Source organism: Mycobacterium sp., from assembly GCF_049673265.1.
Taxonomy (GTDB): domain Bacteria; phylum Actinomycetota; class Actinomycetes; order Mycobacteriales; family Mycobacteriaceae; genus Mycobacterium.
The window spans coordinates 1-9,775 of sequence record NZ_JBATXN010000516.1 but is presented as its reverse complement, the minus strand read 5'-3'; the positions used below and the strand labels follow the sequence as shown (position 1 = coordinate 9,775).

11 protein-coding genes are annotated in these 9,775 nt (G+C 64.5%); 10 read left to right on the top strand and 1 reads right to left on the bottom strand.

The genetic code is table 11. From position 1 onward, the window contains the following. Positions 1-841 (bottom strand): aldehyde dehydrogenase family protein (locus WBF82_RS17855; protein ID WP_424384295.1); only part of this gene is annotated, 841 nt, incomplete at its 3' end. A gap of 179 nt (positions 842-1,020) precedes the next feature. Here WBF82_RS17855 and WBF82_RS17850 point away from each other — a divergent pair. From WBF82_RS17850 to WBF82_RS17805, 10 genes are all read left to right on the top strand, one after another. Beyond that, complete coding sequence (locus WBF82_RS17850; RefSeq protein WP_424384294.1) at positions 1,021-1,638, top strand: TetR family transcriptional regulator; 618 nt, start codon at positions 1,021-1,023, stop codon at positions 1,636-1,638. Beyond that, a complete protein-coding gene (locus tag WBF82_RS17845) occupies positions 1,635-2,849 on the top strand; it encodes a cytochrome P450 (RefSeq protein WP_424384293.1) in 1,215 nt (404 codons plus the stop codon). The genes WBF82_RS17850 and WBF82_RS17845 overlap by 4 nt, the downstream gene beginning before the upstream one ends. Next, entirely contained in the window at positions 2,850-3,677 is an 828-nt protein-coding gene (locus WBF82_RS17840; RefSeq protein WP_424384292.1) for an SDR family oxidoreductase, read from the top strand. Then, positions 3,674-5,029: a cytochrome P450 gene (locus tag WBF82_RS17835; protein WP_424384291.1), complete on the top strand. Its 1,356-nt coding sequence runs from the start codon at positions 3,674-3,676 to the stop codon at positions 5,027-5,029. Before WBF82_RS17840 ends, WBF82_RS17835 begins: the two co-directional genes overlap by 4 nt. A gap of 2 nt (positions 5,030-5,031) precedes the next feature. Beyond that, complete coding sequence (locus WBF82_RS17830) at positions 5,032-5,238, top strand: ferredoxin (protein ID WP_424384290.1); 207 nt, start codon at positions 5,032-5,034, stop codon at positions 5,236-5,238. A 2-nt stretch (positions 5,239-5,240) separates the two neighbouring features. Beyond that, positions 5,241-5,786, top strand: a complete 546-nt coding sequence (locus tag WBF82_RS17825; RefSeq protein WP_424384289.1) for a nuclear transport factor 2 family protein — start codon at positions 5,241-5,243, stop codon at positions 5,784-5,786. A 111-nt stretch (positions 5,787-5,897) separates the two neighbouring features. Beyond that, entirely contained in the window at positions 5,898-7,025 is a 1,128-nt protein-coding gene (locus WBF82_RS17820; protein ID WP_424384288.1) for an NDMA-dependent alcohol dehydrogenase, read from the top strand. Positions 7,026-7,042: 17 nt separating this feature from the next. After that, positions 7,043-9,097 (top strand): FAD-dependent oxidoreductase, encoded by a 2,055-nt coding sequence (locus tag WBF82_RS17815; protein ID WP_424384287.1) that lies wholly within the window; start codon positions 7,043-7,045, stop codon positions 9,095-9,097. Positions 9,098-9,112: 15 nt separating this feature from the next. Beyond that, a complete protein-coding gene (locus WBF82_RS17810; RefSeq protein WP_424384286.1) occupies positions 9,113-9,538 on the top strand; it encodes a ketosteroid isomerase family protein in 426 nt (141 codons plus the stop codon). Continuing rightward, a partial coding sequence (locus WBF82_RS17805; protein WP_424384285.1) for an SDR family NAD(P)-dependent oxidoreductase occupies positions 9,535-9,775 on the top strand: 241 nt, incomplete at its 3' end. The genes WBF82_RS17810 and WBF82_RS17805, both read left to right, overlap by 4 nt.

Below are 9,775 nucleotides of genomic sequence, written 5' to 3'. Positions count from 1 at the left end.
AAACCGAGCACGCGCCGCCCAGATCGGCGTCGTCGAGCACCACGAACGCCGATTTGCCGCCGAGCTCCAAGAACACCTTCTTGATGGTGGCGGCGGCATCGCTCATCACGCTGCGGCCGGTCACCGTGGAGCCGGTGAACGAAACCATGTCCACCCGAGGGTCTTTGGCCAACAGCGCGCCCAGGCTGTGGTCGCTGGACGTGACGATGTTAACGACACCGGGCGGAAAGTCGGTGTGCTCGACGATGAGCTCACCGAGCACCGCCGCGCACCACGGCGTGTCCGGTGCGGGCTTCAACACGATCGTGTTTCCCGCGGCGAGCGCCGGTCCCAGCTTGGCCAGGTTGATCTGATGCGGGAAGTTCCATGGCGTGATCGCACCGACGACGCCGACGGCTTCTCGTGTGACGGTGCGCCGGGTGGGAATTCCCATTGGAGACGCCTCGCCGAGATCCTGACTCCACTGATAGGACTCGGCCGTGTCCGCCGCGAAGCTCAGGTCGCCGACCGGGCCCTCCAATTGGGCGGCGGCGGTGAGCATCCGCGGTGCGCCCACCTCCGAGATCGTCAGCTCCCGAAGTTCTTCGATGTGTGCGCGCATCGCATCGCGTAGTTGGCGCGCGCACCGCACTCTCAGTTCGGTATTGCGTGACCAGTCGGTCTCGTCGAATGCCCGTCGCGCGGCCTCGATAGCGCGGCCCATGTCCTCGGTGTCGGCGTCGGCCGCAGCACCCAGGACTTCCTCGGTGGCCGGGTTGATCGTGGCGAAGGTGCCTCCGCCGCCGCTGGTCAGCTTGCCGTCGATGAGCAGAGCGCTTACGCCGTCGGCCAGCAATGCCATCTTCGCCTCCGCACCTCGCAATGGTGGACAGTTGTCCGGAATAGTTTCGTCGAACCATAGTCTCCCGACCCGGCTAAGTGCAAGAGCGGCCCCGCCACGGCAGCGGATTAACCCCAGTTATCTAGGCACAATAGCGACTGGTCTTGCTTCGGCGCGCCGCCATCAGCTAGCTTGGACATGTGTCCAGCGATTCCGTAGTCGCGATCACTTCCGAGGCCAGCGGTTCCGCTGGCGAAGTGCCCCGCAACCGTCGCCAGGAAGAGACGTTCCGCAGGGTGCTGGCCGCAGGCGTCGAGGTCCTGCGGGAGAGCTCCTACGCGGACCTCACAGTGCGCGCCGTGGCCGCCCGCGCCAAGGTCGCCCCAGCGACCGCCTACACCTACTTCTCGTCGAAAAACCACTTGATCGCCGAGGTCTACCTGGATCTGGTGCGACAAGTCCCCTACTTCACCGACGTCAACGTGCCCATGCCGATCCGCGTGGATAAGGCGTTGCGTCACCTGGCGCTGGTGGTCGCCGACGAGCCAGAGGTTGCCGCGGCGTGCACGACGGCATTGCTCAGCGGCGGCGGAGACCCGGCGGTACGCTCCGCGCGCGACCGGATCGGCGCCGAAATCCACCGCCGCATCACGTCTGCCATCGGGCCCGAGGCCGACACCCGCACCGTGTCCGTACTCGAGATGACGTTCTTCGGCGCGCTGGTCAACGCCGCCAGTGGGGCCTACACCTATCACCAGATCGCCGACCATCTCGGTTACGCGGTCGGTCTCATTCTGAAAACCGGGGAAAACCAATGACGCTTCAGATCGACAAGCCGCTGCTCGATCCGTATGACTACGACTTCCACGAGGATCCCTACCCGTATTACCGGCGGCTGCGCGACGAGGCCCCGCTTTACCACAACGAAGAACTCGGCTTCTGGGCTTTGTCGCGACACCGCGACGTGCATCAGGGATTTCGCAACAGCACCACGCTGTCCAACCGCGACGGCGTCTCGCTGGACCCGGTGTCGCGCGGGCCGCACGCCTCGAAGACCATGTCGTTCTTGGCGATGGACGACCCCGCCCATCTGCGACTGCGCACGCTGGTATCAAAGGGCTTCACCCCGAGGCGAATTCGCGAGCTTGAGCCTCGTGTCACCGAGCTGGCTATCCAACACCTCGACACCATGCTGGAGAAGGCAGACTCCGGCGTAACCGTCGACTACGTCGCGGAATTCGCCGGCAAGCTCCCGATGGATGTCATCTCCGAACTGATGGGCGTGCCGGAGCCCGACCGCGACCGCATCCGCGCCATGGCCGACGGGGTGATGCACCGCGAGGACGGGGTCAACGACGTACCGGCTTCGGCGATCGAGGCGTCGATTAACCTCATCGTCTACTACCAGCAGATGATCGCCGATCGCCGCAAGAAGCTGACCGATGATCTGACCTCGGCGCTGCTGGAGGCCGAGATCGACGGTGACCGACTCACTGACGACGAAGTGCTCGGGTTCATGTTCCTGATGGTGATCGCCGGCAACGAGACCACAACCAAACTGCTTGCCAATGCCGCCTTTTGGGGTCATAAGAACCCCGATCAGCTAACGCCGGTCTACGCCGATCTGTCGCGGGTGCCGCTGTGGGTCGAGGAGACACTGCGCTACGACACCTCCAGCCAGATCCTGGCCCGTGTCGTATCCGGGGAGCTGACCCTCTACGACACCACGATCCCCGACGGCGACGTGCTGCTGCTGTTGCCCGGTTCGGGGCATCGCGATGAGCGGGTGTTCGACAACCCCGACGATTACGTCATCGGCCGCGAAATCGGGCCCAAATTATTGAGTTTCGGTAGTGGCGCGCACTTCTGCCTGGGTGCGCACCTGGCCAGGATGGAAGCCAAGGTTGCGCTCACCGAGTTGTTCAAGCGAATCCGCGGATATCGAGTCGACGAGGCCAACGCCGTCCGCGTCCACTCCAGCAATGTCCGCGGATTCGCTCACCTACCAATGACCTTGGAGGTCCGCTGAATGCCCCGCTTTGACCCCTTGCCCGAACGTCGGCCGGCGATCGTGGCCGGCGCCTCTTCCGGCATCGGAGAAGCCACCGCGATCGAACTTGCGGCGCACGGCTTCCCGGTCGCCCTGGGTGCCCGCCGGGTCGAGAAGCTCAACGACATCGTCGGTAAGATCAACGCCGAGGGCGGCGAGGCCGTCGGGTTCCACCTGGACGTGACCGACCCGAACTCAGTGAAATCCTTTGTCGCACAATCGGTCGATGCACTCGGAGACATCGAGGTGCTGGTGACCGGTGCAGGCGACACCTACTTCGGCAAGCTCGCCGAGATCACCACCGACGAATTCGAGTCGCAGCTGCAGATCCACCTCGTCGGCGCCAACCGGCTGGCCGCCGCGGTGCTGCCAGGCATGCTGGAGCGGCAGCGCGGCGACCTGATCTTCGTGGGCTCCGACGTTGCGCTGCGGCAGCGCCCGCACATGGGCGCCTACGGTGCGGCCAAGGCTGCGCTGGTGGCGATGGTAATCAACTTCCAGATGGAGCTCGAGGGCACCGGCGTGCGGGCCTCGATCGTGCACCCCGGCCCGACCAAGACGTCGATGGGCTGGAGCCTGCCGGCCGAGAAAATCGGTCCCGCACTGGAGGACTGGGCCAAGTGGGGTCAAGCCCGCCACGACTACTTTCTGCGTGCGGCCGATCTGGCACGAGCCATCACGTTCGTCGCCGAGACACCGCGCGGTGGCTTCGTCGCGAACATGGAGCTTCAGCCCGAAGCCCCGTTGGCCGACATAAAAGATCGGCAGAAGCTCGCACTCGGCGAAGAGGGGATGCCGTCATCGTGACAACCGCAATCGTGCCCCGGGTTTCCGGCGGCGAAGAAGAGCACGGCCATCTCGAGGAATTCCGGACCGATCCGATCGGCCTGATGCAGCGCACCCGCGACGAGTGTGGCGACGTGGGCTGGTTCCAGTTGGCGGGCAAGCACGTCATCCTGCTCTCCGGCGCCGGAGCCAACGAATTCTTCTTCCGTTCTGCCGATGAGGATTTGGACCAGGCAGCGGCCTATCCGTTCATGGCGCCGATCTTCGGCAAGGGTGTGGTATTCGATGCCAGCCCGGAGCGGCGCAAAGAGATGCTGCACAACTCGGCGCTGCGCGGCGAGCAGATGAAGGGCCACGCGGCCACCATCGAAGCTCAGGTCAAGGGGATGATCGCAGACTGGGGCGAGGATGGCGAGATCGAACTGCTCGACTTCTTCTCCGAGTTGACCATCTACACCTCGACCGCCTGCCTGATCGGCGTGAAATTCCGCAACCAGTTGGACTCGCGGTTCGCGGAGTACTACCACGAACTTGAGCGCGGCACCGACCCGCTGTGCTACGTGGACCCCTATCTTCCGATCGAGAGCTTCCAGCGTCGCGATGAAGCGCGGGTGAAACTTGTTGCGCTGGTGCAGGAGATCATGGACCAGCGCATCGCCAACCCGCCCGACGACAAGGCCGACCGCGACATGCTCGACGTGCTGGTGTCGATCAAGGACGAGGAAGGCAATCCCCGGTTCTCTGCCGACGAGGTGACCGGGATGTTCATTTCGCTGATGTTCGCCGGGCACCACACCAGTTCCGGGACTTCGGCGTGGACGTTGATCGAGCTGATCCGGCATCCCGAGGTTTACGCCGAGGTTTTGGCCGAGCTGGAGGAACTTTACGCCGACGGCCAGGAGGTGAGTTTCCACGCACTGCGCCAGATTCCGCAGCTGGACAACGTCGTCAAGGAAACCTTGCGCCTGCACCCGCCGCTGATCATTCTGATGCGGGTCGCCAAGGGTGAGTTCGAAGTCGAAGGCTTCCCAATCCATGACGGCGACTACGTGGCCGCATCCCCGGCGATCTCTAACCGAATTCCCGACGACTTCCCCGATCCGGACGCCTTCAACCCGGACCGCTACAACAAGCCCGAGCAGGCCGACATCGTCAACCGATGGACCTGGATCCCGTTCGGGGCGGGGCGACACCGCTGCGTCGGGGCGGCATTTGCCACCATGCAGATCAAGGCGATCTTCTCGGTTCTATTGCGCGAGTACGAATTTGAGATGGCTCAACCGGCAGACAGCTACCACAATGACCACTCCAAGATGGTCGTGCAGCTTGCCCGGCCAGCCAAGGTGCGCTACCGCCGCCGTAACGGGAACTGATCATGGGTTACCGGGTCGAAGCCGACTTGGATCTGTGCCAGGGCCACGCGATGTGCGAGCTGGAGGCCCCCGACTACTTCCGGGTGCCCAAGCGGGGCAAGGTCGAGATCATCGACGCCGAGCCACCGGATGACGCCCGTGAGGAAGTTGAGCGGGCGGTCGAAATGTGCCCAACCCAAGCACTATTGATCAAAGAGAAAGAAGACTGACAATGGCGTCGTTTGATCGTGAAGACCTCGAGAAGTGGGTGCAGTCCTGGCTGCAGGCCAACAAGGACTGCGAAAAGGCCGGCGATTGGAAACCGTTGGCGGACTTCTACGCCGCCGATGCCACCTACGGCTGGAATATCGGCCCCAAGGAAGACGTGATGTGCGTCGGCGTCGACGAGATTCGCGACGTCGCGCTGGGCATGGAGATGGAAGGCCTGGAGAACTGGGTGTACGAATACCAAAAGGTGCTCATCGACGACAAGCAGGGCGAAATCGTCGGCTTCTGGAAGCAGATCGTCAACAAGAACGACGGCACCCAGGGCGAGATCTATGGGATCGGCGGCAGCTGGTTCCGTCTCAACGAGGATCGACTCATCGAGTGGCAACGTGACTTCTTCGACTTCGGCCATGTCGCGAAGATGTTCGCGACCCTCATCGAGTCCGGCGATCTGAGCACCGGCATGCAGAAGCGGATCGAACGTAGCCTGGCCGGCGAGAAGCTGCCCGGCTACTACCCGCTGGGACAGGCCCCGGTGCCCATCTGGTGATCCCCCGTGGTCACCGCACAGTGACGCAGGTCATAATGGGCAGCGAATGAGAACACGTTCTAAGTTGCCGTCCGGCCCAGGCCGGTCCCGTTCGCCGACTGGAGGTCGTTCATGAAAACAAAGGGCGCGCTGATCTGGGAGTTCAATCAGCCTTGGTCGATCGAGGAAATCGAAATCGGCGACCCGCAGAAGGACGAAGTCAAGATCCAGATGGAAGCGGCAGGGATGTGCCACTCCGACCACCACCTGGTCACCGGCGGCATCCCGATGGGCGGTTTTCCGGTTCTCGGTGGCCACGAGGGGGCCGGCATCGTCACCGAGGTCGGTCCCGGGGTGGAAGGCATCGCTCCAGGTGATCATGTGGTGCTGTCCTTCATCCCGTCCTGCGGCAGTTGTCCGACCTGTCAATCGGGCATGCGCAATCTGTGCGACTTGGGGGCCAACCTGCTGAACGGCGCAGCAGTCAGCGATGGAACGTTCCGGATTCAGGCCCGCGGCCAAAACGTCTTTCCGATGACCCTGCTGGGGACGTTCTCGCCCTACATGGTGGTGCACAAGAGTTCGGTGGTGAAGATCGATCCATCGGTGCCGTTCGAAGTGGCCGCCCTGGTGGGTTGCGGCGTGACCACTGGCTACGGTTCGGCGGTCCGCACCGCCGACATCCGGCCCGGCGACGATGTCGCGATCGTGGGAATCGGCGGAGTCGGGATGGCCGCGCTGCAAGGGGCGGTCAACGCCGGCGCCCGCTACGTCTTCGCGGTCGACCCGGTCGAGTGGAAGCGCGACCAGGCTCTCAAGTTCGGCGCCACCCACGTCTACCCCGACATCGAGAGCGCGCTCGGCGGAATCATGGAGATCACCTATGGCCTGATGGCCCGCAAGGTGATCGTGACCGTCGGCGAACTTCACGGCGCCGACGTCGAGAACTACATGATCATGACCGCCAAGGGCGGCACCTGCGTGCTGACCGCAATCGGCAGCCTGCTGGACAACCAGGTCAACCTCAACCTCGCGATGCTGACCCTGATGCAAAAGAACCTGCAGGGCACCATCTTCGGTGGCGGCAACCCGCAATACGACATCCCGCAACTGTTGTCGATGTACAAAGCCGGCAAGCTGAACCTCGACGACATGATCACCCGCCAGTACAAGTTGGAGCAGATTAACGACGGCTACCAGGACATGCTGGACGGCAAGAACATTCGCGGCGTCATCCGCTACACCGACGCCGACCGGTAGCCGCCTCCTCTTCGCGAGTGGCGGGCTTTCCACACCTGCTGGCGCCGGGGCGAATCGGTGCCATGTCGGTGCGCAACCGGCTGGTGATGTCTCCGATGGAGACGATGTACGGCACGCCCGACGGGCTGCCCTCGCAGCGCACGCGCGACTACTTCGCCGCGCGTGCCCAAGGCGGGGTCGGCCTGATCACGGTGGGGGCCACCGGTGTTGACCACCAGCATCCGGAAACGCCCGGCGGCCTTCACCTGGGCACCGACGATGCGGTCGATTCGCACCGCGCGCTGGTGGAAGCGGTTCATCAGCACGGCGCCAAGATTCAGCCGCAGATCGTCCATGCTGGGCCCGACGGCCTGGGACCGGAGATCTACGGGGTTGCATCGCTGGGTCCGTCGGTGATTCCGTCGTATCTGACCGGCCGCCCCTCGGCTGAGATCAGCGCTCAGCAACTCACCGAGGTGCTCGACCTGTTCAAGGCGGCGGTGCGCCGCGCCGCCGAAGCCGGCTACGACGGAATCGAACTGCATGCTGCACACGGATACATGCTGCTGGGATCTTTCCTTGCCCCGCAACGTAATCGGCGCACCGACGACTACCGCGGCGACTCGGTGCGTGGCCGCATCCGGGTCGTGCTGGAGACTCTGGCGGCGATTCGCTCGGAAATCGGCGACGCACTACCGATCACACTGCGGATTTCCGGATACGAGCGGGTTGCCGGCGGCCGGCCGATCTACGAGACCGCGCAAGTGGCACCGGAACTGGTGGCCGCCGGAGTGAACGCTTTCCATGTCAGCGGCGGGATCATCGACCGGCTGGTCACGCAGATGGTGAACGGCTCTGACGACGGTGACCAACTCAACGTCGGTGCCGCCGCGGCGGTCAAAGAGGTCGTCGACGTGCCGGTGATCGCCGTCGGGCGCATTCACGACCCGCAGCAGGCCGAACGGATCCTGGCCGACGGCCGGGCCGATTTCATCGCGATGGGCCGTCCGCTGCTGGCCGATCCGGACCTGCCCGAAAAACTGTCGTCGGGCCAGGCACACCGGATCCGCAAATGTATCTCCTGCGAAAACTGCATCGACGCTATGGAATTGCGGTTTTCCGTCGACTGCGCGGTCAATCCACGCACTGGTAAGGAGCGCGAACTGGCCACCAAGCGTACGGCGCGATCTAAGCGTGTGGTGGTGATCGGTGGCGGTCCGGCCGGTTTGGAGGCGGCGCGGGTCGCGTCCGAGCGTGGACATCGGGTAACGCTGTTCGAACGCGGCGGTCAGCTCGGCGGCGCACTGCGCTGGGCGTCCGTCCTGCATCCGGAGAATGAGCCTTTCCTGCGTTATCTGCGCGGCGAGGTCAGAGCCAGCGGCGTGAACGTTGAGCTGTGCCATGCTATTTCAGCAAGCGAGGTCTTCGACCTGCGGCCGGACGCGGTGGTGGTTGCCACCGGTGGCCGCGTCGCGGTCCCGACGATTCCGGGCGACCGGCTTTCGCACGTGCGCACCGGACCGGCGCTGCGTGAGCTGCTCGGCGGTCATGCCGAGGCGGCGGCCCCGGCTTGGCAACGGGTGTGTGCGCAGGCAATGTCGGGATGGCGACAGCGGTTGGTGCGTCCCGCGACGGTTCGGCTCGCCTCGCGCGCCTGGCTTCCACTCGGACGCCGGGTCGCTGTCATCGGCGGTGACCTGGTCGCGATCGAACTCGCCGAATTCCTGGCACACCGCGGACGGCTAGTGTCGATCCTGGAGTCGGGCAAGCAGATTGCGCCAGAGGTCGGCAACAAACGCAGGACCGAACACATGGATCGGCTGGATCGCCTCGGCGTCACCGTGCACGTCCGAGCCGCGGTCGAGCGCATCACCGAAGATGCGGTGGTGTTCACGCCCGCCGCAGGCAAACCACGTCACCTGCCCGCCGACACTGTGGTGGTGGCCGGCGCGCCCGAACCCGACACCGCGATGTTCGACACGCTGGTGTCCGCCATGCCCGACGCCGAAGTGCACGCCGCCGGCGATTGCACCGGTCTGGGCCTGATCCGCAAAGCCACCGAGGACGGCGCCCGTGCCGCCTGCGCCATTTAACGATAGGAGAACGAAATGTCCCAGGAAACCGTTCAGCAATCCCCCGCACTGACTGCCTCACAGTCGTCGTGGCGTTGCGTGCAGGCCCACGACCGGGAGGGCTGGCTGGCGCTGATGGCCGACGACGTCGTCGTCGAGGACCCGATCGGCACGGCCATTACCAACCCCGATGGCACCGGCGTGCGGGGCAAGGACGGGGTGGCTGGGTTCTACGACACCAACATCGCCGCCAACCAGCTGACGATCACCTGTGAGGAGACCTTTCCGTCCAGCGACCCTAACGAGATCGCCCATATCCTGGTGCTGCGCAGCGCGTTTGACAACGGCATCATCAGCAAGGTCCGCGGCGTGTTCACCTACAAGGTCAACGACGCCGGGCTGATTACGAATATGCGTGGCTACTGGAACCTCGACATGATGACATTCGGCCCCGAGGAGTGAGCTCGTTGCTGGCCGGCCGCGGCGCCGTCGTGGTCGGTGGCTCGCGCGGCATCGGTGCGGCCGTCGCGACCTTGTTGGCGCAGCACGGCGCCGGTGTGGTGGTTAACGGCCGCGACGGCTACACCGCCCGGGCGGCCGCCGACGCGATCACCGGCACCGGTGGACGTGCGGTGGCCCATCCTGGTTCTCCTTCCGATCAGCCGGCCGCGGAAGCGTTGGTGGACAGATGCATTGAGG

Bases quoted from the DNA above. Each gene is read 5' to 3' on its own strand.
- WBF82_RS17810 (WP_424384286.1), top strand. From the start codon at position 9,113: ATGTCCCAGGAAACCGTTCAGCAATCCCCCGCACTGACTGCCTCACAG.
- WBF82_RS17840 (WP_424384292.1), top strand. From the start codon at position 2,850: ATGCCCCGCTTTGACCCCTTGCCCGAACGTCGGCCGGCGATCGTGGCC.
- WBF82_RS17830 (WP_424384290.1), top strand. From the start codon at position 5,032: ATGGGTTACCGGGTCGAAGCCGACTTGGATCTGTGCCAGGGCCACGCG.
- WBF82_RS17845 (WP_424384293.1), top strand. From the start codon at position 1,635: ATGACGCTTCAGATCGACAAGCCGCTGCTCGATCCGTATGACTACGAC.
- WBF82_RS17825 (WP_424384289.1), top strand. From the start codon at position 5,241: ATGGCGTCGTTTGATCGTGAAGACCTCGAGAAGTGGGTGCAGTCCTGG.
- WBF82_RS17820 (WP_424384288.1), top strand. From the start codon at position 5,898: ATGAAAACAAAGGGCGCGCTGATCTGGGAGTTCAATCAGCCTTGGTCG.